This is a genomic window from Streptomyces sp. NPDC058664 (assembly GCF_042716635.1).
In the GTDB taxonomy this organism is placed as follows: domain Bacteria; phylum Actinomycetota; class Actinomycetes; order Streptomycetales; family Streptomycetaceae; genus Streptomyces.
Window position 1 is genome coordinate 20,843 of record NZ_JBHXRW010000038.1, and the last position, 22,341, is coordinate 43,183.

Genomic DNA, 22,341 nt, shown 5'->3' on the forward strand with positions numbered 1-22,341 from the left:
GGGCGGTTCTAGTCTGGTGCGGACAACAAGCGCGAATCGGGCTCCAGGAGTGCACACGATGGATCACAGCGGGCACGGCATGACCACGGATCTGCCGCCGTTCACGCTGGGGCGGGGCCTGGAGTTCTCTCCCGACCTCTTCTTCCTGATCGGCTGCCTCGCGGCGCTCGGGCTCTACGGCGTGGGCGTGGCGCGGCTGCGGCGGCGCGGGGACGCGTGGCCGGTGAGCCGGACGGTGTTCTTCGCCGTCGGCGTGCTGACCGTCGCGCTCGTGACCTGCACCGGGCTCAACGACTACGGCATGGTCATGTTCAGCGTGCACATGGTGCAGCACATGGTGATCTCCATGCTGTCGCCGATCCTGCTGCTGCTCGGCGCGCCGGTGACGCTCGCGCTGCGGGCGCTGCCGGTGGCGGGACGGGGCTCGACGGGTCCGCGCGAGCTGCTCCTGAAGCTGCTGCACAGCCGGTACATGAAGGTGGTCACGCACCCCGGCTTCACGATCCCGATGTTCATCGCGAGCCTGTACGGGCTGTACTTCACGCCGCTCTTCGACTTCCTGATGGGCTCGACGCCCGGCCACATCGCGATGATGGTCCACTTCCTGATGGTGGGCGTGGTCTTCTTCTGGCCGATCATGGGCGTCGACCCGGGCCCGCACCGGCCCGGCTACGTGATGCGGATGCTGGAGCTGTTCGCCGGCATGCCGTTCCACGCCTTCTTCGGCATCGCGCTGATGATGGCGTCGGAGCCCATGGTCGAGGCGTACGCGAACCCGCCGGCCTCGCTGGGGATCGACGTGCTCACCGACCAGAACGCGGCGGGCGGCATCGCCTGGGCGTTCAGCGAGATCCCGTCCGTGCTCGTGCTGATCGCGCTGGTCTACCAGTGGTACCACTCCGAGCAGCGGCAGGCGGTCCGCCAGGACCGGGCCGCCGACCGGGACGGGGACAAGGAGCTGGAGGCGTACAACGCGTACCTGGCCTCGCTCCGGACGCAGCAGCGCTGACGCTCCGCGCGCTCCTTCCGGGCACTCCTCCGGGCACTCCTCACCGGGCCCCGCGTCGATCACGGCGCGGGGCCCGGTTCTCGTTCCGGCGCGCACCGGAGCGTCCGGGGAGTAGCGCGCGCCCCTCTCCGGGGGTCACGATGGCCTGGACGGCTTCCGTGGCCTCGGCGAGGAGGGCGGACCATGTCCGGTCCCACGAAGACGATGACGGTGCTCACCTGCGCGGCGCTGGTGCTGGCGACGGCGTACACGGTGGCGCTCGGCGGCAGCGGCTGGCTCTGGTTCGGCTGGGTGGTGCTCGGAGTGGCCACGATCGGGATGGCCGCCTCGGACAGCGCTCCCCCGTCCGGTCCCCGCCGCCGCCCACCGACCGGCCCGGCGCGTTCCTAGCCCTTCGGGGCCAGGACCACCCAGGTCTGTCCGGGCGCGAAGGCCAGTGGCGCTCCGCCCGGGGTGGTGAAGGTGGTGCCGGACGCCGTCGAGGGCCGGGACCAGCGGGCCTCGTGGGCGCGTCCGTCGCGCAGGACGAGCGCGGTGCCGCTGCCGACGGTCTCGGTGTACGGGGAGACCGCGCCGGTCCTGTCGTGGAACTCGGAGGCGCGGACGGTGACGCGCTGGACGACCACCGTGGACGGGGTCAGCGGTCCGGTGTCCGTGGCGCGGGCCGCGCGGCCGTCCATCGCCACCCGCCAGTTCCGGTCGGCGGCGGACCAGGTGAAGGTGTAGCGGGCCGCGGGGAAGCGGACGGTCTCGGAGTCGACCGGGGTGCCGCCGGCCGGGGCGGGTCCGAAGCGGAAGCCGATGTCCCGGGCGTTCGGCGCCCCCGGGTCGGTGGCGAGGGCCCGCTCGGGGCGCAGGTAGAGGTTGTGCGGGGCGGGCCGGTCGGGGGAGCGGCGGAAGGCGCCGGGGGTGGTGCTCTCGGTGACGGGGTGCAGCGGCGCGGCCCCGAGCAGCGGGTTCAGGGCGGACTGCGCCCCCGAGTAGGCGAGGACCGGCCGGCCGAAGGCACCGAGCAGCTCGATGTCGGACTCGCGGGCGCTGCGGACGGGTCCGGCGAGTTCGGGGAGGCGGGAGGAGTACACGGCGAGGAGCCGGGTGGCGCCGCCCTCGACCTGTTCGACGTAGACGAGATCGGCCGCGCCGAGCCCGGTGTGGGGGCGGGCCGCGACCACGTTGTCGATCTTGACGGCGAGGACGGGGGCGGGCCGCGCGGGCAGCCCGGTGAAGGGCGAGCGGCCGGTGGGTGCCGTGGTGGCGGGCGAGGGGGCCGGTTCCGGCGCGCCGGAACCGGCGCAGCCGTACAGCCCGGCCGCCGTCAGCGCGCAGAGCAGCGCGGTGAGGACGCGGCCGGGACGCCTGGCTCCCCGTTCGCCCGTCATATGACGCTCCCCCACCAGTGGACCACGGGCCCGCGTACGGATACAACGGGCATGACCGGACGACGAACGGGGGTCGCGGGTGTTCTACCACCTGATGAAGTACGTACTGCTGGGACCGCTCCTGAAGCTGCTCTTCCGACCGCGGATCGAGGGGCTCGAGCACGTCCCCGAGGAGGGCGCGGCGATCGTCGCGGGCAATCACCTCTCCTTCTCCGACCATTTCCTGATGCCGGTCGTGCTCGACCGGCGGATCACCTTCCTCGCGAAGCAGGAGTACTTCACGGGGCCGGGCATCAAGGGGCGGCTCACGGCGGCGTTCTTCCGGGCAGCCGGTCAGATCCCGGTCGACCGCTCGGGGAAGGAGGCCGGGAAGGCGGCGATCCGGGAGGGCCTCGGGGTGCTGGACCGGGGCGAACTGCTCGGCATCTACCCGGAGGGGACGCGTTCGCACGACGGGCGGCTCTACAAGGGGAAGGTGGGGGTGGCGGTGATGGCGCTGACGGCCGGGGTTCCGGTGGTGCCCTGCGCGATGGTGGGGACCTTCGAGATCCAGCCGCCCGGGAAGGTCGTGCCGAGGATCCGGCGGGTCACCATCCGGTTCGGGGAGCCGCTGGACTTCTCGCGGTTCGCCGGGTCGGCGGACGAGCGGGCGGTGGTCCGCGCGGTGACCGACGAGATCATGTACGAGATCCTGCGGCTGTCGGGTCAGGAGTACGTGGACGAGTACGCGACGGTGGTGAAGGCCGCGGAGACGGACGGCGCGGGACCCTCGCGGAAGTTCCCCCGGAGCTGACGCTGAGGGCGGATCCGCGCACGGCGCAATCCCCTGGGCCGGGGCGCCGGACGGCCGTAGCGTCGCGTCCATGAGCAAAGGAAACGCGTTCGTGCTGGGCGGGACGGGACAGGTGGGACGGGCGTCCGTGCGGGCCCTCGTCGCGGACGGCTGGGAGGTGACGGCCGCCTCGCGGGGCGGCGTCAGGGACGAGAGGTGGCCGGACGAGGTCCGGTCGGTGCGGCTCGACCGCACCGAGGAGGGGGCGCTCGCGGCGGGGCTCGGCGACGGCTGTGACGTGCTCGTGGACATCGTCGCCTACGACGGGGCGCACGGCCGTCAGCTGACCGGCCTCGCCGACCGGATCGGTTCGGCGGTGGTGGTGTCGAGCGGCGCCGTCTACGAGGACGAGCAGGGCCGCAGCTTCGACACGCAGGACCGGCCGGACGGCTTCCCGGCCTACCCGGTGCCGGTCCCGGAGGACTGGCGGACGGTGGCGCCGGGCGACACCTCGTACAGCACGCGGAAGGTGGCCCTGGAGCGGGAGTTGCTCGCGGCGGGCGACGCGCTGCCGACGACGCTGCTGCGGGCGGGCGCCGTCCACGGCCCGTACTGTCCGGGGCCGCGCGAGCTGTGGTTCGTGAAGCGGGTCCTCGACCGGCGGCCGGTGCGCCTCCTCGCGTACGGCGGCGCCTCGCGGTTCCATCCCGCCCACGTGGACAACCTCGCGGAGCTCGTCCGGCTCGCCGCGGCGAACCCGGGCAGCCGGGTGCTCAACGGCGCCGATCCCGAGGCGCCGACGGTGGCGGAGATCGGGGCGGCGATCGACGCGGCCATGGGGGCCGGGAGCGAGACGGTGCTGATCGAGGGTGCGCCGCCGGAGGGGATCGTCGGGCTGACCCCGTGGACCGCTCCGCGTCCCATGGTCTACGACATGACGGCGGCCGAGCGGGAGCTCGGGTACCGGCCGGTGGTGTCGTACGCGGAGTCGCTGCCGGAGACGGTCGCGTGGCTGGCCGGGCACCTGGCGGGACGGGAGTGGCGGGAGGCCTTCCCGGGCCTCGCGAAGTACGGGGTGGACTTCTTCGACTACGCGGCGGAGGACGCCTGGCTGGCCGCCCGGCGGTGAACGCGGGTCGGGGGGAGGGACGGCCGCCCCTCCCCCCGGCCGGTGGCGCGGGCCGTTACGGCTGCGGAGTGGCGTGCGGGGCGCAGGTCTGGTTCCCGGCGTCCAGCTTGCCGGTCAGCAGGTAGGCCTCGACCTTGGTGTTGAGGCAGGGGTTGACCAGGTTGGTGATGCCGTGCGATCCGGCGTCCTTCTCCGTGATCAGGCGCGAGCCCTTGAACCGCTTGTGCAGCTCGACGGCGCCGGCGTACGGAGTGGCGGCGTCGCGCTCGGCCTGGGTGATGAGCACCGGCGGCAGGCCCTTGCCGGTCCGCACCTCGGTCGGGCGCTGGCGCGGGGCGGACCAGGTGGCGCAGGGCAGGTTCATCCAGGCGTTGGCCCAGGTCATGAACGGGTACTGCTCGTGGAGCCGGCTGTTGTCCCGGTCCCACTTCTTCCAGCTGGTCGGCCAGGGCGCGTCGGCGCACTCGACCGCGGTGTAGACGGCGTTGCCGTTCTCCGAGGCGGCGTTGCCGACGGTGTCGGTCGGGTCCGAGGCGGCCGAGTCGATCAGCGGCTGCGGGTCGCCGGCGGCGTACGCGCTCCAGGCCTCGGCCACCGGGGCCCACATGGAGTCGTAGTACGGGGCGTTCTGGAAGAAGCCGATGAGCTCGGCCGGGCCGACCTTGCCGCCGAGCGGCGCCTTCTTGGCGGCGGCGCGCAGGGTCTCCCACTGCTGCCGGACCTCCGCGAGGGTGTCGCCGAGGTGGTAGGTGGCGTCGTGCCGGGCGACCCAGGTCATCCAGTCCGTGAGCCGGCCCTCGAAGGCGATGTCCTGGTCGAGGTTGGCCTCGTACCAGATCTTGCGCGTCGACGGGTTGACGACGCTGTCGAGGACCATGCGGCGGACGTGGCTCGGGAAGAGCGTGCCGTAGACCGCGCCGAGGTAGGTGCCGTAGGAGACGCCGACGAAGTTGAGCTTCTTCTCGCCGAGGGCGGCGCGGATGACGTCGAGGTCACGCGCGGTGTTGAGCGTGTTGATGTACGGCAGGACGTCGCCGCTCTTCTCCACGCAGCCCTGGGCGTACTCGGCGGCGAGCTTGCGCTGGGCGCGCTTGTCGGCCTCGCTGTCGGGGACCGGGTCGAGCTTGGGGCCCTTGACGAACTCGGCCGGGTCGACGCAGGAGATGGGGGCCGACTTGCCGACGCCGCGCGGGTCGAAGCCCACGAAGTCGTAGGCCTTGGCGGTGTTCGCCCAGATCGCGTTCTTGGTGGTGACCCGGCGCGGGAAGCGCAGGCCGGAGCCGCCGGGGCCGCCCGGGTTGTAGAGGAGCGCGCCCTGGTGCTCGGCGGGCGTTCCGGTGGCGTCGATCCGGTCGACCGCGATCCTGATCTTCTTGCCGTGGGGCTTGGCGTAGTCGACCGGGACGCTGACCCAGCCGCACTGGATCGGCTTCTCCAGGCCCCAGTCGGCCGGGCAGTCCTGCCAGTCGATGCCCGTCGCCGCGGCCCGGGCCGCGGCGACGGTGACGCCGATCGCCTCGGCGTCGCGCAGGTGACGGTCGTTGTCGGCGTTCGCCGCCGGGGCGGTGAGCGCGCCCATGACGAGCGTGCCCGCTATCAGAGTGCCGGCCGAACCGAGTGCTGCCGTACGTCGCACAAGTCCTCCCCCTGTAGGTGTCGTTCTGTCCGGGTGATCCTTTCGTCCGTGGGCAGTACGACGTAAGCCCGCACAGGTGTTTCTTTGCCGAACCAATAACCGGAGACGGCGTCCCGGTGAGCGGTGCTCCTCAGGCGGGCGCGAGCAGCTCCAGTGCCTCGTCGAGGAGGCGGCGCAGGGCCAGGGCGTCGGGGGCGACGGCGGTGGCGAGGGCGGCGGGTCCGGCGAGCGGGGTGACCGCGGCGTGCTCGCCGAGGAGCTGGGACGCGACCGGCTTCTCCGCGAACGCGGGGTCGACGACGAGGAGTTGACCGGTGGCGCGGTGGCCGCCGAGGACCGCGCCGCCGTCCCAGCCGCCGGGGGCGCCGGGGCCGAAGGCCAGCTCCTGGTCGAGGAGGGGGTGGCCGGCCCGGCGGACGGTGAGGCGGGTGAGGAGGGTGCCGGGCGGTTCGCCGTGGCGGCCGAGGATCTGTTCCTCGCGGAGTACCAGCCGTGCCGTGGCGGCGAGTTCGACGACGGTGCGCGTCCGGAGGTCCGATCCGTCGACGGAGACCAGCTGTTCGGGCAGCCAGCGCAGGACGCCCTCCTCGCCGACGGTGATCCGGACCTGGTACTCGGCGGGCTCGGCGCTCCGGCCCGGCAGGGCGAGGGTCGCGGCGGCCGAGTCGACCAGGAGCCGGGCCCCGTCCCGCACCTCGGCCTCCACGGCCAGCCGGTCGCCGCCGAGCGGGGCGCTCATCGCCCCGACGACGGTGACCCGGGTGTACGGTCCGGCGGCCCTGGTACGGCGCAGGGCGAGCGGCCCGTCGCTGACCAGGAGCGGCAGCCCGCCGTCGGCGGCGGCGGCGATCCTGGCGGTGGCGCGCAGGCTCACGCGGTCCATGCCCCGAGCTGGGCGCGGACCCAGTCGGCGACCGGGGCGACGCCGTTCTCCGCGCGCAGCGAGGTGAAGGCGACGGGCAGTTCGCCGCGCTGCTCCTTGGCGTCGCGGGCCATCCGCTCCAGGTCGGAGCCGACGTGGGGGGCGAGGTCGGTCTTGTTGACGACGAGGAGGTCGGCGGCGGTGACGCCGGGGCCGCCCTTGCGCGGGATGTCGTCGCCGCCCGCGACGTCGATGACGAAGATCTGGGCGTCGACGAGTCCCTTGGAGAAGGTGGCGGTGAGGTTGTCGCCGCCGGACTCGACGAGGATCAGGTCGAGCGGTCCGACGGCCTCCTCCAGCTCCTCGACGGCTTCGAGGTTGGCGGAGATGTCGTCGCGGATGGCGGTGTGCGGGCAGGCGCCGGTCTCGACGGCCTGGATGCGCTCGGGCGGCAGGACGGCCTCGCGGAGCAGGAACTCGGCGTCCTCGCGGGTGTAGATGTCGTTGGTGACGACCGCGAGGGAGAGGGTGTCGCGCAGTTCCCTGCAGAGGGCGGCGACGGTCGCCGTCTTGCCGGAGCCGACGGGGCCGCCGAGTCCGATGCGCAGGGCACGGCGGGTGCCGTCGGGGCGGTGGGCGTCGGCGGAGACGGCGCCGTGGTGGGCGTGGGAGTGGTCGAGGTGCATGGGGCGGCTCCTTGCGGGTTCTACGAGGCGAAGAGGCGGACGGGCCAGGCCGCGTGCTGTTCGGCGGTGAGGTCGAGCAGGGGGGCGGAGGCCGCGGGCAGGGCGTCGATGCCCTGGCGGGCGGCCGCCGCGGCACGCTCGGCGACCCGGTCCGTCTCGGGCGCGAGGCGCGCGAGGACGGCGGTGGCCTGGTAGGGGTCGAGGCCGAGGAGGCGTACGGCCGCGGTGGCGGGGCCGCCGACCGTCTCGTACGCGGCGCAGTGCGCGGCGTCCTCGGGGCCGAGTCCGGCGGCGAGGGCGGTGGTGCCGAGGACGACGGGCTGGTGGGCGCCGCGCGGGAACATCGCGGCCAGCGCGTCGAGTCGGGGGTCCGGCCAGGTGGCGCGGGCGGCCCGCATCAGCTGGCGGCCGAGTCTGCGGGTGACGGCGCGCAGGGCGGGCGAGGGCGTGCGGGCGTCGGCCGCCGCGTCGAGGCCGGCCGGGTCGAGTCCGTACGCGGCTCCGGCGGCGAGCGCGGCCGAGGTGAGGCCCGCGGTGTGCAGCCGGCCGCGGCAGAAGGACTCGAGACCGGCGGCGTCCTTGACGCGGCCGGCCCGGACGGCGGCCTCGACGCCGCCGGAGTGGGCGTGCCCGCCGGCGGGAAACCGCCCGTCGGCGAGCACGAGCAGAGCCGATCGCGTCCCCATCAGAAGAGGAAGTAACGCTGGGCCATGGGCAGTTCGACGGCGGGGGCGGGTTCGACCGCCTCGCCGTCGATGGTCACCGTGAAGGTGTCGGCGTCGACCTCGACCCGGGGCAGGGCGTCGTTCTCGCGCATGTCGGCCTTGGTGACCCGGCGGGTGGAGCCGATGGCGGCGAACTCCTTGTGGAGGCCGAGTTTCCGGGGCAGGTCGTCCTCGATGGCCGCCTGGGCGACGAAGTTGACCGAGCCGGCCGCGGCCGCCCTGCCGAGCGCGCCGAACATCGGGCGGGGCAGCACCGGCTGGGGGGTGGGGATGGAGGCGTTGGCGTCGCCCATCTGCGCGTACGCGATCTGGCCGCCCTTGACGACGACGAGCGGCTTCACGCCGAAGAAGGCGGGCTCCCAGAGGACCAGGTCGGCGAGCTTGCCGGGCTCGACCGAGCCGATGAGGTGGTCCATGCCCTGGGCGACGGCCGGGTTGATCGTGTACTTGGCGACGTACCGGCGCACCCGGTGGTTGTCGGCGCGGCCGTCCCCCGGCAGGGCGCCGCGGCGCTTCTTCATGACGTGGGCGGTCTGCCAGGTCCGCATGATCACCTCGCCGATCCGGCCCATGGCCTGGGAGTCGGAGGAGATGATCGAGATCGCGCCCAGGTCGTGGAGGACGTCCTCGGCGGCGATGGTGGACGGCCGGATGCGGGACTCCGCGAAGGCGAGGTCCTCGGGGACGGCCGGGTTGAGGTGGTGGCAGACCATCAGCATGTCGAGGTGTTCCTCGATGGTGTTGACGGTGTGCGGCCGGGTCGGGTTGGTGGAGCTGGGCAGGATGTACGGCTCGGAGACCACCGTGATGATGTCGGGGGCGTGTCCGCCTCCGGCGCCCTCCGTGTGGTACGCGTGGACGGTGCGTCCGGCGATGGCGGCGAGGGTGTCGCCGACGAAGCCCGCCTCGTTCAGGGTGTCGGTGTGGATGGCGAGCTGGGCGCCGGTCTCCTCGCACACGCCCAGACAGGCGTCGATGACGGCCGGGGTGGCGCCCCAGTCCTCGTGGATCTTGAATCCGAGGGCGCCGCCGCGGAGTTGGGAGTGCATGGCCTCCCGGGACATGGTGTTGCCCTTGCCGAGCAGGCCGATGTTGACCGGGAAGGTGTCCAGGGCCTCGAGCATCCGGGCCGTGTGCCAGGGGCCGGGGGTGACCGTGGTCGCCTTGGTGCCCTCGGCCGGTCCCGTACCGCCGCCGACGAGGGTGGTGACGCCGGTGGCGAGGGCCTGCTCGACGACGGTGGGCGAGATGAAGTGGACGTGGGCGTCGACGGCGCCGGCGGTGACGATCCTGCCGTTGCCGACGATGATCTCGGTCTCCGGGCCGACGACGAGGTCGGGGTGGACGCCGTCCATGGTGTCGGGGTTGCCGGCCTTGCCGAGGGCGGTGATCCGGCCGTCCCTGATGCCGATGTCGGCCTTGACGATCCCCCAGTGGTCGATGATCACGGCGCCGGTGATCACGGTGTCGGGGGCGCCCTCGGCGCGGGTGGTGCGGGCCTGGCCCATGGACTCGCGGATGACCTTGCCGCCGCCGAAGACGGCCTCGTCGCCGGCGCGGCCGGGGCCGCCGCTGCGGTCCTCCTCGATCTCGACGAGGAGGTCGGTGTCGGCGAGCCGGACGCGGTCGCCGGTGGTGGGGCCGAAGAGGTCGGCGTAGACGGCGCGGTGGAGGTCAGGCACGGTCGCCGTCCTCGGTCTGTCCGGTGGTGTCGAGGGGTCCTGCGGTCTCGCCGCGCAGGCCGGGGACGATCCGGCGGCCGGCCACGGGTACGAGCTCGACCTCGACGGGGATGCCGGGCTCGAAGCGGACGGCGGTGCCGGCGGCGATGTGGAGCCGCTTCCCGTGGGCGGCGGCACGGTCGAACTCCAGGCCGGGGTTGACCTCGGCGAAGTGGTAGTGGGAGCCGACCTGGACGGGCCGGTCGGCGGCGTTGAGCACGGTCAGGCGGGTGACGGGCCGCCCCTCGTTGAGGGCGACGGGCCCGTCCGCGTACAGGATCTCTCCGGGGATCATCGGCGGCCCGTTCAGACGATGGGGTCGTGGACGGTGACGAGCTTGGTGCCGTCCGGGAAGGTGGCCTCGACCTGGACGTCGTGGATCATCTCGGGGATGCCGTCCATGACCTCCTCGCGGGAGAGCACCTTGCGTCCGGAGGCCATCAGCTCGGCGACGGTGCGGCCGTCGCGGGCGCCTTCCAGGATGTGGGCGGTGAGGAGCGCGACGGCCTCGGGGTGGTTGAGCCGCACTCCTCTGGCCCGGCGCTTCTCGGCCACGTCCGCAGCCACATGGATGAGCAGGCGTTCCTGCTCGTGCGGGCTCAGTTGCACTCTTCCACCTCACAGTCGTCGACCGGGACACCCGGACAGCTGCGGACCCTACCGACCGTCAACACACCGTCGCGCTGCCGAGTTGCGGCACGCGGTCGGACATTGCACGTTAGGGCGGAAGTTTTTCCGGCTCGTTAACTGGGGCTTTGCGTTTTCATGATCATCCGGCGGGCGCGGCGGGGTTCGCGTCGGTCGCTCCCCCTCCGGCTCCCCCGGCAGGCAGGGACATGGACATGAGGCCGCGCAGCCCGTCCTCCAGGATCTCGAAGGACACGTCGCCGAAGAGCGCCTGCTGGGCGATGAAGCCCTGGGCGGTGGCGATGAGGGTGCGCGCCATGTGGTCGACCGGGACGTCGGCGCGCAGGAGGCCGTTCTCGCGGTAGGCGACGACGAGCTTCCCCCAGGCGGCGCGCATCCCGTCGTAGCCCTCGGAGAGGGTCTTCGCGAGCTCCTCGTTGCGCAGGGTCTCGGTCCAGGCCTGGATGATCAGGCGTGCGAAGGCCTGCCGGTCCGCGCCCGGGATCCGTTCCGCGAGGAAGAGCCGGAGCACCCCGCCGAGGAGGACGTCCGGGGTGGGCGGCGGCGTGGCCTCCGAGGCCTCCACGAAAGCCGCCCGGATGCCGGCGAAGGCCTCGCTCACGATGGCGGCGATCAGTTCGTCCTTGCCGCGGAAGTAGCGGTAGACCGCGCCCGCCGAGAGGCCCACCTCGCTGAGGACGTCCTGCATGGAGGTGGCGTGGAAGCCGTTGCGGGCGAAGCAGCGGGCCGCTCCGTCGAGGATCTGGCGCCGTCGGGCGTCGAGGTGTTCCTGGGAGACACGTGCCATGCCTCGAATCTAAAACGAATATTCATTCTTGACAACGCCAGATGGGCGGCGGACAGTGGCAACAAGGAAAAACGAACGATCCTTCTCTATAGATCCGGAGGCCCGCCATGCCCGCCACCACCACCCCTGCCGGCGCCACCGCCCACTCCGGCACCACGGCGCGCACCGGCGCCGGGAGACGCAGGACCCTCGCGATCCTGGCGCTGATCCCGACCGTCGCCGCCCTCCTCCTCTGGACCTTCGCCTGGCCGGCCGCCCGCATCGCCCCGCGCGACCTGCCCATCGGCGTGGCCGGGCCGGCCGCGGCGGCCGAGACCGTCGAACGCGAACTGGGCCGACGCGAGGGGGCCTTCGAGATCCACCGCTACGAGGACGGCGCCGCGGCCCGCGCGGCCGTCCTGGACCGGGAGGTGTACGGCGCGGTGGTCGTCACCCCGGGCGGCACGGAGCTGCTCACCGCCTCCGCCGCGAGCCCGGTCGTGGCGGGGCTGCTGCGCGAGGCCGTGGCCGCGCGGGCGCCGGGCGGCACGGCCGTCTCCGTCACGGACGTGGTCGCGACCCCCGCCGGGGACCCTCGGGGCGCGGTGCTCGGAGCGAGCCTGCTGCCCCTCGCCATCGTCGGGGCGGCCACCGGAGCCGCCGTCGTCCTGCTCGGCCTGCGCGGAGTCCGTGCGACGGGTGTCCTGGTGGGCGCGTCGGCCCTCGCGGGGCTCGTGGGCGCCGTCGTCGCCGGCAGCTGGCTCGGGGCGCTCGGCGGGAACTGGTGGGCCGGTGCCGGGGTCCTCGGGCTGACCGTCCTCGCGATCGGCGCGACCTTCGCGGGGCTCGCCGCCCTCCTGGGCAAGCCCGGCCTCGGGCTCGGAGCGGTGCTCACGGTGCTGGCCGGCAACGCGTTCTCAGGGATGTCGAGCGCGCCGGAGCTGCTGCCGACCGGGATCGGTGCGCTGGGCCAGTGGCTGCCGCCGGGCGCCGGGGGTGCGGCGCTCCGCTCCGTGTCCTCGTTCGAGGGGGCCGCGGCCGGTGGACCGCTCCTCGTCCTCACCCTCTGGGCGGTGGCGGGACTGGCCGCGACCGCGCTCGGGACCCGGTCGGACCGGTCGGACGCGGTCCCCGCACCGGCTCGCGCCGCGGTGCCCGCGGGCTGAGCCCGCTTCGAAGACGGCCGCGTGCTCCCGCTGCAGCGGGAGCACGCGGCTTTCCGCATGCCCGTTCACGTACCCCGGGCGCCAGGAGGCGCGGACCCGGGAGCAGGCGTCAGGAGGAGCCGGGCTCGCGGTGGTGGGCGGCGAGGCCGAAGCGGCGCTGTTCGCCGGAAGCGGAGTCGAGCGGGTGGAAGCCGGAGACCGAACTGATCACCTGCTCGTCGTCGGGCTTCTCGGCGGCTTCGAGTTCCTCCAGGTCAGCGGCGGAGACCAGGGCGACGAGCGGCTTCCCGTGGCGGGTGACGACCACGCGCTCACCGCCGTACACGACGCGGTTGATGAGGTCGGCGAGCTCAGCCCGCGCTTGCGTCACCGGGATCTCGTAGGACATGCTCCCCATCTTACGCACTGTACGTCCTGTACATTTTTTACAGATGGAGGTGCCCCACATGCACGCTCGCCACGCCCTGCCCGAGTTCACGGAGCGGACCGGCTACGGAACCCGGACCCTCGACCCCTACTCCAAGCTCCTCGAATCCCGGATCGTCTTCCTCGGCACACCGATCGACGAGACGTCGGCCAACGACGTCATCGCCCAGCTCCTGTACCTCGACCACGCGGCACCGGACCAGGACGTCTCGCTCTACATCAACTCCCCCGGCGGCTCCGTCAGCGCCATGACCGCGATCCACGACACGATGCGCTCACTCCACTGCGACGTGGCGACCACCTGCCTCGGCCAGGCCGCGTCCACCGCCGCACCGCTGCTCGCCGCCGGCACCCGGGGCAAGCGACTGATGCTCCCCGGCGCCCGGGTCACGCTCCGTCAGCCGGCGATGGAGGAGCCGCTGCGGGGACAACCGAGCGACCTCGACCTCCAGGCGCGCGAACTCCTCCGGCTCCGCTCCCTGATGGCCGGGATGCTCGCCGAGACGACGGGACAGGACCGGGAGCGGATCGACGCCGACCTCGACCGCCTCACCGTCCTGGACGCCCCGGCGGCGGTCGCGTACGGCCTGGTGGACCATGTGATCACCAGTCGGCGCGCGGCCTCCGGCGCCACGGCACGGTGAGCCGGCCGTGATTCCCGAGGTGCCGCCGCTGCCCGCCCTGACCCGGGCCGAGGGCGAACTCGTCGACGCCTACCTCGAAGTCGTCGACCTCCTGGGAAGGATCAATCCATCCAGGGGTACGCATACCTATGGAGCGCTGCGTGCGGCACAGGCCCTGGTGGGACGGGCCGAGGCGCTGCGCGAGGCCCTGACGCTCATGCATATGCGGGGTGAGACCGAGGTGCACGCGGACACATTGGCACGCGCCCTGCGGGTGTTGGACGGGGAGCGCAGGACCGGCCGGGTCACTGTTCCGGCCCCACCGGCAAGTTGACATTCCGGCATGTCGTGTAGAGGTCCGTACGGCCGACGCGCGTCGCAGAATCCCTCCCCTGTTCGGCGTAGTCGACGAGTCGACATCTGAGGGCGTGTGACTTGCGCGTCATGTGTACGCATTTGGCGGAATGGGACGTTCCACCCCTGGTGCGGGGCTCGTTGACCACACCTCCGAAGATCACGAAAGCATCCTGTCCACCTGAATGGATCAGTCGTGAGGAGCCTCACATATCGCTGTTTCAGCTCGGATTTCGCCCTCGGTGTGAGTCAAGATCCCTGTCGACGACAAGCCCCCGCCGCCGCGGCGGGGCGGTCCGGGCGGACGCCGAGTCCTGCCGCTGTCCCGGACGTCTGGTCGACAGGAGTGGTTCGGCAGGAGTGGAGGACCCGATTTTGACGGGGCGTACGCGCTGTTTCGGCAGCGGAGCCGTCCCTTGGGGTGAAGCCGCGTCAGCGGCCGGGCATCTTCGCCAGCCCGAACCCGACAGGTCATCCTTCGCAGGCGGCTGACGAAGGGTTGCGCATGACCGCGCAGATGCACGTCCCGTCCCTGCTGTCCCGGGCCGGAGCCGTCTCGGCTCTCACCCTCGCCGCCGTCGGCGGCACGCTGCTCGCACCAGGAGCGGCGCCGGAGGCCCAGGCGGCCACCACGCACGCGAACAAGGCACTGAGCGTCGCCGCGTCCAAGAAGGGAGCCCCGTACCGGTACGGGAGCACCGGACCCTCCAGGTTCGACTGCTCCGGTCTGACGCTCTACGCGTACAAGAAGGCGGGCAAGTCGCTGCCACGCACCGCGCAGCAGCAGTACAACAAGACCCGGCACATCTCCGCCTCCGGCAGGCAGAAGGGGGACCTGGTCTTCTTCCACTCCGGCGGAAGGGTCTACCACGTGGGCATCTACGCCGGCAGCGGCAAGATCTGGCACTCGCCCAAGACGGGCTCCTGGGTGAAGCTCGACAAGATCTGGTCGTCGAAGGTCTACTACGGCCGCGTCCGGTGAGCCGACGGCGGTGGCGGCCGGTATCGCGTCGGGTGAGCCGACGACGATGAGAACCTGGCGCCTCGTCCGGTGAACCGACGGCGCCGGGAACCCGGCGCCGCGTCGGACGACCCGGCGGCGGTCGCGGTCGGTTCGTGAGGGGGGCGGTGGCGCCGCCGCGTCTCCTCTCCGGCCCTCGCGCGACCGCGCGGGTCCGAGAGCCGTCCGACACGCCCTGGACGCGCCCTGGGCGCTCCCTAACAGCTCGCCAAGGGTGCCGGGGTCCAGGGGAGGGTGATCCAGACCGTCTTGCCGCCGTCCGCGGTCGGGGTGACCGAGAGGCGGCCGCCCGCCTCCGCCGCGAGGACGCGGATGATGACCATGCCGCGGCCGTTGTCCTGCTGGACCGCCGCCGGGAGGCGGCGTGGCCGGCGGGGGTCGCTGTCGGTGACGCCGATGTGGAGCCGCTCCTCGCGCTCCAGACGGACGTCCACCGTGAAGGTGGGCGACTGGCCGAGGGTGTGCAGGACCGCGTTGGTGGTCAGCTCGGAGACGATCAGACGGATCGAGTCCGCGGTGTCCGCGGTGCCGTCCAGGCCCCAGTCGGTGAGGACGTCCGCGACGTACCGCCGGGCCGCGGGGACCGAGGCGGGGTCGCTCGGCAGCGTGACGGATGCTTCCTGGTGGTCTGCCATGGCGACGCTGTCCCTTTCCCGCCGGGGCGGCTGCCCCGGATCGCGCTTCGCGTCAGAGTGCCACCGATCGTGCCGCGCCGGGCCGCGTTCCGCCAAGATATGTCCCCATCTGTCGCCCGAAGCGGTGAACTCTGCTGCCGGGGAACGCTCTTGGGCCGCCGGACGCGATCACGACGGGCGAACGGCGGACGGGCGGCGGGCGGGCGGCGGGCGAGCGGTGGACGCCCGCCCGCCCTCACTCCCCCGGGACGGCGGGCGCGGTCGCCAGGATCGTCTCCACCGCCCGCTCGATCTGCGCGTCCGTCAGGTCGGCGCGCGCCGTGAGCCGCAGCCGTGAGATGCCGTCGGGCACGGACGGGGGCCGGAAGCAGCCGACGGCCAGGCCCTGTTCGCGGCAGTCCGCCGCCCAGCGCAGCGCCGCCTCGGGGGAGGGCGCGCGCACGGAGACGACGGCCGCGTCGGGCCGGGCCGCCGTGAGGCCCGCCCCGGTGAGCAGCCCGTGCAGCGTGGTGGCGACGGTACGGGCCCGCCCGGCGAGTTCCGGTTCCGCCACGAGCAGCCGGAGGCTCGCGAGCGCGCCGCCCGCGGCGGCCGGGGCGAGCCCGGTGTCGAAGATGAAGGTGCGGGCCGCGTTCACCAGGTGCTCGATCACCCGGGCCGGGCCGAGGACGGCACCGCCCTGGCTGCCGAGGGACTTGGAGAGGGTCAGCGTGGCGACGACGTCCTCGTCGCCCGCGAGCCCGGCCTCGTGGAGGGCGCCCCGGCCCCCTTCGCCGAGGACGCCGAGGCCGTGGGCGTCGTCCACCACGAGCCCGGCGCCGTGGGCGCGGCAGGCCGCGGCGAGCTCCGGCAGCGGGGCCTTGTCCCCGTCGACGGAGAAGACGGAGTCGCTGACGACCAGGGCCCGCCGCCCCGGGTGCGCGCCGAGGGTCTTGGCGACGGCCTCGGGGTCGGTGTGCGGGACGACGGCCGTCTCGGCGCGCGCGAGGCGGCAGCCGTCGACGATCGAGGCGTGGTTGGAGGCGTCGGAGACGATCAGGGCGTCCCGGCCGCCGAGCGCGGTGAGCGCGGCGAGGTTGGCGGTGTAGCCGGAGGAGAAGACGAGGGCCGCCTCGAAGCCGCAGAACTCGGCGAGTTCGCGCTCCAGGCGGGTGTGCAGCCGGGTGGTGCCGGTGACGAGCCGTGACCCCGTGGAGCCCGCACCCCAGCGCCTGGCGGCCTCGGCCGCCGCCTCGGTGACCTCCGGGCGCCGGGTGAGTCCGAGGTAGTCGTTGCTCGCCAGGTCGAGCAGCTCGGATTCGGCCGCCCGGGGCCGCAGCGTACGGACGAGACCGGCGTCCGCCCGGCGGCGCGCCTCGGCGTCGGTCCAGTCGAACGCGGTACGGCGCGGGCCCGCGGCCCGTGCGTCGTCGGCCTGTGGCATGCGGCGATCCTTTTGTAGGCAGCGCACAGACCCTAACCGGCCGGTGCCGAGGTCGGGATGTGGTCATCCACACACCTCTATCGGGGGCGTTTGTTCGGTTCCTCCTTGGCCCGGGGGTGGGCGGTAGGCGAGGATCAGCGCTTATGGACCTGCTGAACACGCTGGTGGAGAAGGGGCTGCGGCGCGAGCTGCCGACCCGTGAAGAAGCGCTCGCCGTCCTGGCGACCTCCGACGACGAACTGCTCGATGTGGTGGCGGCGGCCGGCAAGGTGCGCCGCCAGTGGTTCGGGCGCCGGGTGAAGCTCAACTACCTGGTGAACCTGAAGTCGGGGCTCTGCCCCGAGGACTGCTCGTACTGCTCCCAGCGGCTCGGCTCCAAGGCCGAGATCCTCAAGTACACCTGGCTGAAGCCGGACGAGGCGTCCCAGGCCGCCGCGGCGGGCGTCGCGGGCGGGGCCAAGCGGGTCTGCCTGGTGGCGAGCGGCCGCGGTCCGACGGACCGGGACGTCGAGCGGGTCGGCCGAACCATCGAGGCCATCAAGGAGCAGAACGAGGGCGTCGAGGTGTGCGCCTGCCTCGGTCTGCTCTCGGACGGTCAGGCGGAGCGGCTGCGGGACGCCGGCGCCGACGCGTACAACCACAACCTCAACACGTCCGAGGCGACGTACGGGGAGATCACCAAGACCCACACCTACGCGGACCGCGTGGACACCGTGCAGAAGGCGCACGCCGCCGGCCTCTCGGCCTGCTCGGGTCTGATCGCGGGCATGGGCGAGTCCGACGAGGACCTGGTCGACGTCGTGTACGCGCTGCGCGAGCTGGACTCGGACTCGGTGCCGGTCAACTTCCTCATCCCCTTCGAGGGCACCCCGCTCGCCAAGGAGTGGAACCTCACCCCCCAGCGCTGTCTGCGGATCCTGGCGATGGTGCGGTTCGTCTGCCCCGACGTCGAGGTCCGGATCGCGGGCGGCCGTGAGGTGCACCTGCGCTCGATGCAGCCGCTGGCGCTGAACATCGCGAACTCGATCTTCCTCGGCGACTACCTGACGAGCGAGGGCCAGGCCGGCCAGGCCGACCTGGACATGATCGCGGACGCGGGCTTCGAGGTGGAGGGCGCGGGCACGACCACGCTGCCGAAGCACCGCGCGGACGCGCTCGCGGCGACGGCCGGGGGATGCGGTTCCCAGGCGTCGGCGGGCTGCGGGTCGCACGACGCCGCGGAGGGCGCGGGCTGCGGCTCGCACTCCGGCGGCGGCTGCGGTCCCTGCGGCGCCTCCGCGGTGCCCGCGTCCGCCGAGGCACCGGAGGCCGAGGCCGGGGCGGAGGCCGGGGCCGCGCCGAACCAGGCCCGCACCGACCTGGTCGCGGTGCGGCGCCGGGGCGCCGGCACGGACCTCGCGCCGAACGCGTGACGGCCGTGCGCGACGACGAACTGATCGCCCTGGACCGGGCGCACGTCTGGCATCCGTACGGCCCCATGCCGGGACGGACGGACCCGCTGGTCGTGGAATCCGCGTCCGGTGTACGCCTCCGGCTCGCCACGCCCTCCGAGGGGCGGGCCGAGCTGATCGACGGCATGTCCTCCTGGTGGTCGGCGATCCACGGCTACAACCACCCCGTGCTCAACGAGGCGGTCCGCGGCCAGCTGGAGCGGATGAGCCACGTCATGTTCGGCGGGCTCACCCACGAGCCGGCCGTCCGGCTCGCCGCCCGGCTCGTCGAGATCACCCCCGGACCGCTGCGGCACGTCTTCCTCAGCGACTCGGGCTCCGTGTCCGTCGAGGTCGCGGTCAAGATGTGCCTGCAGTACTGGCGCTCCCTCGGCCGCCCCGAGAAGCGACGGCTGCTCACCTGGCGCGGCGGCTACCACGGGGACACCTGGCAGCCGATGTCCGTGTGCGACCCCGAGGGCGGGATGCACGAGCTGTGGACGGGCGTCCTCCAGCGGCAGGTGTTCGTGGACGCGCCGCCGGCCGGGTACGAGGAGTCGTACGCCGATCTCCTGCGGACCGAGATCGGGAAGCACGCGCACGAACTGGCCGCGGTGGTCGTGGAGCCGGTGGTGCAGGGCGCGGGCGGGATGCGCTTCCACGACCCGGAGTACCTGCGGGTGCTGCGTGAGGCCTGCGACGCGCACGACGTGCTGCTCGTCCTCGACGAGATCGCCACCGGCTTCGGGCGGACGGGCACGCTGTTCGCCGCCGACCAGGTGGGGATCTCCCCCGATGTGATGTGCGTGGGCAAGGCGCTGACCGGCGGCTACCTGTCGATGGCGGCGACGCTCTGCACGAGCCGGGTCGCGGACGGGATCTCGCAGGGCGAGGTCCCGGTGCTCGCGCACGGGCCGACGTTCATGGGCAACCCGCTGGCGTCGGCGGTGGCCCTGGCCTCGATCGACCTGCTGCTCTCCCAGGACTGGGAGGTCGAGGTCAAGCGGATCGAGGCCGGGCTGCGGGAGGGACTCGCCCCCGCGGCCGGCCTCCCGGGCGTGCGCGAGGTGCGGGTGCTCGGCGCGATCGGCGTCGTCCAGCTCGACCACCCGGTCGACATGGCGGCGGCGACGCGCGCGGCGGTCCGGGAGGGCGTGTGGCTGCGTCCGTTCCGGGACCTGATCTACACCATGCCGCCGTACGTGACGGGCGACGAGGACCTGGCCCGGATCTGCGCCGCGGTGCGCGCGGCGGCGGCAGCGGGATGACGGTGTGAACGGAAGGACTGGGGCAGCAGTGGGAATCGTCGTCGTCAGCGGTACGGGCACGGAGATCGGCAAGACGGTGGTGACCGCGGCGGTGGCCGCCGTGGCCACCGCCGCCGGCCGGTCGGTCGCCGTACTGAAGCCCGCTCAGACGGGTGTCGGACCGGACGAGCGCGGCGACGCGGACGAGGTCGTCCGGCTCTCGGGCGCCGTGGGCTCCGCCGAGCTGGGCCGCTTCCCCGAGCCGCTGGCTCCGGGTACGGCGGCCCGGCGGGCCGGGCTCGCCCCGGTCGGGCCCCGTCAGGTCGCCGAGGCCGCGCGGGAGCTGGCCGCTTCGCACGACCTGGTCCTGGTGGAGGGCGCGGGCGGGTTGCTCGTCCGCTTCGACGAGGAGGGCGGCACACTCGCGGACGCGGCCGCGCTGCTCGGCGCACCGGTCCTGGTGGTGACCCCGGCCGGTCTGGGGACGCTCAACTCGACGGCCCTGACGGCCGAAGCGCTGCGGGCGCGCGGGATCGAGCAGCTGGGTGTCGTGGTCGGCAGCTGGCCGGCCGAGCCGGACCTGGCGGCGCGCTGCAATCTGGCCGATCTGCCGGAGGCGGCGGGCGCGCCGCTCCTCGGAGCCGTACCGGAGGGGTCGGGGGCACTCGACCCGGCGGAGTTCCGGGCGGCGGCGGGCGGCTGGCTGGGGCCCGTCCTGGGCGGCACCTGGGACGCGGGGGCGTTCGGGGAGCGGTTCGCGCCGGGAGCCGTGGCCCTGGTGCCGTAATCCCTGGTGCGGTAGTCCCTGGTGCCGTGATCCCTGGCCTGGTGCCGTGATCCCTGGTCTGGTGCCGTAGTCCCCGGTGCGGTGACTCCGTAGGCTGGAGGCATGCGTGCTTCCGTGCAGGAGATCGTCCTCGACTGTGCCGATCCGGCCGCCCTCGTCCGCTTCTGGGCGGAGCTCCTCGGCGGTGCTCCGGTCGACCGGAGCGGCGACTGGTCGTACGTGGACCCGCCCGGCTTCGTCCGTCTTGCCTTCCAGCGGGTGCCGGAGGGCAAGACGGTGAAGAACCGGGTCCATCTCGACCTGGAGGTGGCGGATCCCGAGCGGGCCGCCGACGAGGCGCTGCCCCTGGGCGCGTCCCGGGTCGGCGGCCCGGTGAAGGACGAACAGGGCGCCTTCCAGGTGATGCGGGACCCGGAGGGCAACGAGTTCTGTTTCGTGACGGGCTGAGGCGGCTCCGATGACACCCCCGCGCCCGGTACGGCCAGGATCCCCGTCACCTCCCGTCCACCACCCGCTGTTCGCCCGGTTCTACGCCCGGTTCAGCGTGTCCGCCGACACCAGGGGCGGCCTCGGCGACCTGCGCGCGGAACTGCTCGCCGGGCTCTCCGGCCGGGTCATCGAGGTCGGGGCGGGAAACGGGCTGAACTTCGCGCACTACCCGGCCGGGGTCGTCGAGGTGGTGGCCGTCGAGCCGGAGGCCCGGCTGCGCCGGCTGGCCCAGGAGGGCGCGCGGCGGGCCGCCGTCCCGGTGACCGTGCTGCCGGACACGGCCGAGGCGCTGCCGTTCGAGGACGCCTCCTTCGACGCGGCGGTGGCCTCGCTCGTCCTGTGCACGGTACGGAACGTGCCGCAGGCCCTCGCGGAGCTGTACCGGGTCCTGCGTCCCGGCGGTGAACTCCGTTTCTTCGAGCACGGCGTGGCGGAGACGCCCGGCCTCGCGCGCGTGCAGCGGGGTCTCGACCGGACGGTCTGGCCGCTGCTCTTCGGCGGCTGCCACACCTCCCGCGACCCGCTCGCGGCCATCGAGGCGGCCGGTTTCGTCCTCGGGCCGTACCGCTCCTTCGACGTCCCGGAGAAGGGGCCGCGCCTGCCGTCGTCGCCCTGTGTGCTGGGAGCGGCCCGGCGGTAGGGGACGGCGTCGAGCGGTCCGGCGTCCGTGCCGGACGGCCCGGCGGTGGGGTACGGCGTCCGCGCCGAGCGGCCCCGTGTCCTCGCCGGACGACCCGGCGGTGGGGCCGCCGTCCCGCCGGTCGGAACTCCGTGGCCCCGGCCCGGCGCCTCATGGTGGGATCCGGTCATGACTGATCTTCGGATACGTGCCGCCACCCGCGACGACGTCGAGGCCGTCCTCGCCTTCTGGAGCGAGTCCGCCAAGGGGACGTCCGTCTCGGACGACGTGCCGGGGGTGACACGGCTCGTCGAGCGTGACCCCGAGGCGCTCATCCTCGCCGTGGCCGACGGGGTGATCGTGGGGTCCGTGATCGCCGGGTGGGACGGCTGGCGCGCCTCCCTGTACCGGCTCGCCGTGCTGCCCTCGCACCGCCGGCGGGGCATCTCCACCGCGCTCCTGCGGGCGGCCGAGGAACGTTTCCTCACGCTCGGCGGACGGCGTGCGGACGCCATGGTCCTGGAGGCGAACGGGACCGGGCAGCGGTTGTGGACGGCCGCCGGGTACGAGCGTGACGAGGGCTGGCGCCGGTGGGTGAAGCCGCTCGGGGGATGAGCCGCGGCAGGGCGGGCAAAGGATGACCAGGAGGGTGACCACCACCCTGCTTTGCCTGTCCTTTACCATGATTGCTCATCCCGACGACCGAAAGGTGTGAGCGTCCGCCCATGGGCGAGCCTCCCAGTAGCACTGGTTCCGACGACCCCCGCTTCGCCGAACGACATCGAGCG

General features: G+C 73.3%; 26 protein-coding genes and 1 riboswitch. Of the genes, 14 read left to right on the forward strand and 12 right to left on the reverse strand.

Translation table 11 applies throughout. The features are described from left to right. Positions 1-58 precede the first annotated feature (58 nt). Both ACFWUY_RS27280 and ACFWUY_RS27285 read left to right on the forward strand, forming a co-directional pair. Positions 59-1,009, forward strand: a complete 951-nt coding sequence (locus ACFWUY_RS27280) for a cytochrome c oxidase assembly protein (RefSeq protein WP_384114833.1) — start codon at positions 59-61, stop codon at positions 1,007-1,009. A 183-nt stretch (positions 1,010-1,192) separates the two neighbouring features. After that, positions 1,193-1,399 carry a hypothetical protein gene (locus ACFWUY_RS27285; RefSeq protein ID WP_384115036.1) on the forward strand — a complete coding sequence of 69 codons (207 nt, stop codon included), beginning with the start codon at positions 1,193-1,195 and terminating at the stop codon, positions 1,397-1,399. On the opposite strand, the gene ACFWUY_RS27290 is transcribed toward ACFWUY_RS27285, so the two are convergent. Continuing rightward, on the reverse strand, positions 1,396-2,388 hold the full coding sequence (locus ACFWUY_RS27290; protein WP_384114842.1) for a DUF3048 domain-containing protein: 993 nt from the start codon (positions 2,386-2,388) through the stop codon (positions 1,396-1,398). The genes ACFWUY_RS27285 and ACFWUY_RS27290 overlap by 4 nt on opposite strands. Positions 2,389-2,467: 79 nt before the next feature. Here ACFWUY_RS27290 and ACFWUY_RS27295 point away from each other — a divergent pair, with 79 nt between their 5' ends. Continuing rightward, positions 2,468-3,181, forward strand: a complete 714-nt coding sequence (locus tag ACFWUY_RS27295; protein WP_384114849.1) for a lysophospholipid acyltransferase family protein — start codon at positions 2,468-2,470, stop codon at positions 3,179-3,181. Positions 3,182-3,251: 70 nt separating this feature from the next. Continuing rightward, positions 3,252-4,289 carry an NAD-dependent epimerase/dehydratase family protein gene (locus ACFWUY_RS27300; protein WP_384114852.1) on the forward strand — a complete coding sequence of 346 codons (1,038 nt, stop codon included), beginning with the start codon at positions 3,252-3,254 and terminating at the stop codon, positions 4,287-4,289. A gap of 55 nt (positions 4,290-4,344) precedes the next feature. Here ACFWUY_RS27300 and ACFWUY_RS27305 read toward each other — a convergent pair whose 3' ends face one another. The 8 genes from ACFWUY_RS27305 to ACFWUY_RS27340 form a co-directional block, all read right to left on the reverse strand. Next, positions 4,345-5,925 carry an alpha/beta hydrolase gene (locus tag ACFWUY_RS27305; protein WP_384114855.1) on the reverse strand — a complete coding sequence of 527 codons (1,581 nt, stop codon included), beginning with the start codon at positions 5,923-5,925 and terminating at the stop codon, positions 4,345-4,347. A 130-nt stretch (positions 5,926-6,055) separates the two neighbouring features. Beyond that, positions 6,056-6,799, reverse strand: a complete 744-nt coding sequence (locus ACFWUY_RS27310; RefSeq protein WP_384115024.1) for an urease accessory protein UreD — start codon at positions 6,797-6,799, stop codon at positions 6,056-6,058. Beyond that, positions 6,796-7,473, reverse strand: a complete 678-nt coding sequence (ureG, locus tag ACFWUY_RS27315) for an urease accessory protein UreG (RefSeq protein WP_384114859.1) — start codon at positions 7,471-7,473, stop codon at positions 6,796-6,798. Before ureG ends, ACFWUY_RS27310 begins: the two co-directional genes overlap by 4 nt. Positions 7,474-7,493: 20 nt before the next feature. Further along, the gene (locus ACFWUY_RS27320; protein WP_384114862.1) at positions 7,494-8,159 is read right to left on the reverse strand and encodes an urease accessory protein UreF; all 666 of its coding nucleotides are present in this window, start codon (positions 8,157-8,159) and stop codon (positions 7,494-7,496) included. Further along, positions 8,159-9,880, reverse strand: coding sequence for an urease subunit alpha (locus tag ACFWUY_RS27325; protein WP_384114864.1), 1,722 nt, complete (start codon positions 9,878-9,880; stop codon positions 8,159-8,161). The genes ACFWUY_RS27320 and ACFWUY_RS27325 overlap by 1 nt, the downstream gene beginning before the upstream one ends. Further along, positions 9,873-10,214: an urease subunit beta gene (locus ACFWUY_RS27330; protein ID WP_384114867.1), complete on the reverse strand. Its 342-nt coding sequence runs from the start codon at positions 10,212-10,214 to the stop codon at positions 9,873-9,875. The genes ACFWUY_RS27325 and ACFWUY_RS27330 overlap by 8 nt, the downstream gene beginning before the upstream one ends. An 11-nt stretch (positions 10,215-10,225) precedes the next feature. Then, positions 10,226-10,528 (reverse strand): urease subunit gamma, encoded by a 303-nt coding sequence (locus tag ACFWUY_RS27335; RefSeq protein ID WP_384114873.1) that lies wholly within the window; start codon positions 10,526-10,528, stop codon positions 10,226-10,228. Between the two features lie 160 nt (positions 10,529-10,688). Beyond that, positions 10,689-11,354 (reverse strand): TetR/AcrR family transcriptional regulator, encoded by a 666-nt coding sequence (locus ACFWUY_RS27340; protein ID WP_384114879.1) that lies wholly within the window; start codon positions 11,352-11,354, stop codon positions 10,689-10,691. 107 nt (positions 11,355-11,461) lie between these two features. On the opposite strand from ACFWUY_RS27340, the gene ACFWUY_RS27345 reads away from it, so the two are divergent. Beyond that, a complete protein-coding gene (locus ACFWUY_RS27345) occupies positions 11,462-12,499 on the forward strand; it encodes an ABC transporter permease (RefSeq protein WP_384114885.1) in 1,038 nt (345 codons plus the stop codon). A gap of 109 nt (positions 12,500-12,608) precedes the next feature. Here the strand turns inward: ACFWUY_RS27345 and ACFWUY_RS27350 are convergent, their stop codons facing one another. Further along, the gene (locus ACFWUY_RS27350) at positions 12,609-12,887 is read right to left on the reverse strand and encodes a type II toxin-antitoxin system Phd/YefM family antitoxin (protein ID WP_384114893.1); all 279 of its coding nucleotides are present in this window, start codon (positions 12,885-12,887) and stop codon (positions 12,609-12,611) included. 58 nt (positions 12,888-12,945) lie between these two features. Here ACFWUY_RS27350 and ACFWUY_RS27355 point away from each other — a divergent pair, with 58 nt between their 5' ends. The 3 genes from ACFWUY_RS27355 (at position 12,946) to ACFWUY_RS27365 (ending at position 14,884) form a co-directional block, all read left to right on the forward strand. After that, the gene (locus ACFWUY_RS27355) at positions 12,946-13,569 is read left to right on the forward strand and encodes a ClpP family protease (RefSeq protein WP_384114896.1); all 624 of its coding nucleotides are present in this window, start codon (positions 12,946-12,948) and stop codon (positions 13,567-13,569) included. Between the two features lie 7 nt (positions 13,570-13,576). Beyond that, the gene (locus ACFWUY_RS27360; RefSeq protein WP_384114900.1) at positions 13,577-13,882 is read left to right on the forward strand and encodes a hypothetical protein; all 306 of its coding nucleotides are present in this window, start codon (positions 13,577-13,579) and stop codon (positions 13,880-13,882) included. A 400-nt stretch (positions 13,883-14,282) separates the two neighbouring features. Further along, positions 14,283-14,405, forward strand: a riboswitch (cyclic di-AMP (ydaO/yuaA leader). 2 nt (positions 14,406-14,407) lie between these two features. Further along, on the forward strand, positions 14,408-14,884 hold the full coding sequence (locus ACFWUY_RS27365) for a C40 family peptidase (protein WP_384114907.1): 477 nt from the start codon (positions 14,408-14,410) through the stop codon (positions 14,882-14,884). A gap of 236 nt (positions 14,885-15,120) precedes the next feature. Here the strand turns inward: ACFWUY_RS27365 and ACFWUY_RS27370 are convergent, their stop codons facing one another. Further along, positions 15,121-15,558: an ATP-binding protein gene (locus ACFWUY_RS27370; protein ID WP_384114914.1), complete on the reverse strand. Its 438-nt coding sequence runs from the start codon at positions 15,556-15,558 to the stop codon at positions 15,121-15,123. Positions 15,559-15,793: 235 nt separating this feature from the next. After that, positions 15,794-16,981 (reverse strand): 8-amino-7-oxononanoate synthase, encoded by a 1,188-nt coding sequence (locus tag ACFWUY_RS27375; protein WP_384114919.1) that lies wholly within the window; start codon positions 16,979-16,981, stop codon positions 15,794-15,796. A gap of 143 nt (positions 16,982-17,124) precedes the next feature. On the opposite strand from ACFWUY_RS27375, the gene bioB reads away from it, so the two are divergent. The 6 genes from bioB (at position 17,125) to ACFWUY_RS27405 (ending at position 22,168) form a co-directional block, all read left to right on the forward strand. Further along, positions 17,125-18,393 carry a biotin synthase BioB gene (gene bioB / locus ACFWUY_RS27380; protein WP_384114922.1) on the forward strand — a complete coding sequence of 423 codons (1,269 nt, stop codon included), beginning with the start codon at positions 17,125-17,127 and terminating at the stop codon, positions 18,391-18,393. Positions 18,394-18,398: 5 nt separating this feature from the next. Further along, complete coding sequence (locus tag ACFWUY_RS27385; RefSeq protein ID WP_384115027.1) at positions 18,399-19,679, forward strand: adenosylmethionine--8-amino-7-oxononanoate transaminase; 1,281 nt, start codon at positions 18,399-18,401, stop codon at positions 19,677-19,679. 28 nt (positions 19,680-19,707) lie between these two features. After that, positions 19,708-20,445 (forward strand): dethiobiotin synthase, encoded by a 738-nt coding sequence (gene bioD, locus ACFWUY_RS27390; RefSeq protein ID WP_384114925.1) that lies wholly within the window; start codon positions 19,708-19,710, stop codon positions 20,443-20,445. A 102-nt stretch (positions 20,446-20,547) separates the two neighbouring features. Beyond that, the gene (locus tag ACFWUY_RS27395) at positions 20,548-20,892 is read left to right on the forward strand and encodes a VOC family protein (RefSeq protein ID WP_384114928.1); all 345 of its coding nucleotides are present in this window, start codon (positions 20,548-20,550) and stop codon (positions 20,890-20,892) included. 10 nt (positions 20,893-20,902) lie between these two features. Beyond that, positions 20,903-21,574 (forward strand): class I SAM-dependent methyltransferase, encoded by a 672-nt coding sequence (locus tag ACFWUY_RS27400; protein WP_384114931.1) that lies wholly within the window; start codon positions 20,903-20,905, stop codon positions 21,572-21,574. Between the two features lie 168 nt (positions 21,575-21,742). Then, on the forward strand, positions 21,743-22,168 hold the full coding sequence (locus tag ACFWUY_RS27405; RefSeq protein WP_384114934.1) for a GNAT family N-acetyltransferase: 426 nt from the start codon (positions 21,743-21,745) through the stop codon (positions 22,166-22,168). Positions 22,169-22,341 lie beyond the last annotated feature (173 nt).

Excerpts from the sequence above, each read along its gene's own strand:
- ureG (WP_384114859.1), bottom strand. The coding sequence starts at position 7,473 with ATGCACCTCGACCACTCCCACGCCCACCACGGCGCCGTCTCCGCCGAC.
- ACFWUY_RS27290 (WP_384114842.1), bottom strand. The coding sequence starts at position 2,388 with ATGACGGGCGAACGGGGAGCCAGGCGTCCCGGCCGCGTCCTCACCGCG.
- ACFWUY_RS27340 (WP_384114879.1), bottom strand. The coding sequence starts at position 11,354 with ATGGCACGTGTCTCCCAGGAACACCTCGACGCCCGACGGCGCCAGATC.
- ACFWUY_RS27375 (WP_384114919.1), bottom strand. The coding sequence starts at position 16,981 with ATGCCACAGGCCGACGACGCACGGGCCGCGGGCCCGCGCCGTACCGCG.
- ACFWUY_RS27345 (WP_384114885.1), top strand. The coding sequence starts at position 11,462 with ATGCCCGCCACCACCACCCCTGCCGGCGCCACCGCCCACTCCGGCACC.
- ACFWUY_RS27350 (WP_384114893.1), bottom strand. The coding sequence starts at position 12,887 with ATGTCCTACGAGATCCCGGTGACGCAAGCGCGGGCTGAGCTCGCCGAC.
- ACFWUY_RS27285 (WP_384115036.1), top strand. The coding sequence starts at position 1,193 with ATGTCCGGTCCCACGAAGACGATGACGGTGCTCACCTGCGCGGCGCTG.
- ACFWUY_RS27355 (WP_384114896.1), top strand. The coding sequence starts at position 12,946 with ATGCACGCTCGCCACGCCCTGCCCGAGTTCACGGAGCGGACCGGCTAC.
- ACFWUY_RS27395 (WP_384114928.1), top strand. The coding sequence starts at position 20,548 with ATGCGTGCTTCCGTGCAGGAGATCGTCCTCGACTGTGCCGATCCGGCC.
- ACFWUY_RS27320 (WP_384114862.1), bottom strand. The coding sequence starts at position 8,159 with ATGGGGACGCGATCGGCTCTGCTCGTGCTCGCCGACGGGCGGTTTCCC.
- ACFWUY_RS27330 (WP_384114867.1), bottom strand. The coding sequence starts at position 10,214 with ATGATCCCCGGAGAGATCCTGTACGCGGACGGGCCCGTCGCCCTCAAC.
- ACFWUY_RS27370 (WP_384114914.1), bottom strand. The coding sequence starts at position 15,558 with ATGGCAGACCACCAGGAAGCATCCGTCACGCTGCCGAGCGACCCCGCC.
- bioB (WP_384114922.1), top strand. The coding sequence starts at position 17,125 with ATGGACCTGCTGAACACGCTGGTGGAGAAGGGGCTGCGGCGCGAGCTG.
- ACFWUY_RS27405 (WP_384114934.1), top strand. The coding sequence starts at position 21,743 with ATGACTGATCTTCGGATACGTGCCGCCACCCGCGACGACGTCGAGGCC.
- ACFWUY_RS27365 (WP_384114907.1), top strand. The coding sequence starts at position 14,408 with ATGACCGCGCAGATGCACGTCCCGTCCCTGCTGTCCCGGGCCGGAGCC.
- ACFWUY_RS27300 (WP_384114852.1), top strand. The coding sequence starts at position 3,252 with ATGAGCAAAGGAAACGCGTTCGTGCTGGGCGGGACGGGACAGGTGGGA.
- ACFWUY_RS27280 (WP_384114833.1), top strand. The coding sequence starts at position 59 with ATGGATCACAGCGGGCACGGCATGACCACGGATCTGCCGCCGTTCACG.
- ACFWUY_RS27400 (WP_384114931.1), top strand. The coding sequence starts at position 20,903 with ATGACACCCCCGCGCCCGGTACGGCCAGGATCCCCGTCACCTCCCGTC.